Source organism: Bradyrhizobium sp. Arg816, from assembly GCF_029989365.1.
In the GTDB taxonomy this organism is placed as follows: domain Bacteria; phylum Pseudomonadota; class Alphaproteobacteria; order Rhizobiales; family Xanthobacteraceae; genus Bradyrhizobium.
This window is the reverse complement of sequence record NZ_JAPRAQ010000131.1, coordinates 1-524: the sequence shown is the minus strand read 5'-3', so window position 1 is coordinate 524 and position 524 is coordinate 1. Positions and strand designations below refer to the sequence as shown.

1 protein-coding gene is annotated in these 524 nt (G+C 63.4%); it reads right to left on the bottom strand.

Going from position 1 to position 524, the window contains the following annotated elements; genetic code table 11:
* Positions 1-524, bottom strand: a 524-nt coding sequence (locus tag OWC48_RS46160) for a TCP-1/cpn60 chaperonin family protein (protein ID WP_282525949.1), incomplete at both ends; no start/stop codon positions are given.

The window sequence follows — 524 nt, the reverse complement described above, 5'->3', positions numbered from 1 at the left end:
GCCTCGATGTCGGCCTTCTTGCCGGCGCCGTTGACGATCGTGGTGTTCTCCTTGTCGATCATCACCTTCTTGGCGCGACCGAGCATGTTGAGCGTGACGTTCTCGAGCTTGATGCCGAGATCTTCCGAGATCGCCTGGCCGCCGGTCAGGATCGCGATGTCCTGCAGCATGGCCTTGCGGCGATCGCCGAAGCCCGGAGCCTTGACGGCCGCGACCTTCAGACCACCGCGCAGACGGTTCACGACGAGGGTCGCAAGCGCTTCGCCTTCGACGTCCTCGGCGACGATGACCAGCGGCTTGCCGCTCTGCACCACGGCCTCGAGCAGCGGCAGCAGCTCGTTCAGCGAGGAGAGCTTCTTCTCGTTGATGAGGATGTAGGCGTCGTCCATCTCAACGCGCATCTTGTCGGCGTTGGTGACGAAGTAGGGCGAGATGTAGCCGCGGTCGAACTGCATGCCCTCGACGACGTCGAGCTCGGTCTCGAGCGACTTGGCTTCCTCGACGGTGATGACACCCTCGTTGCC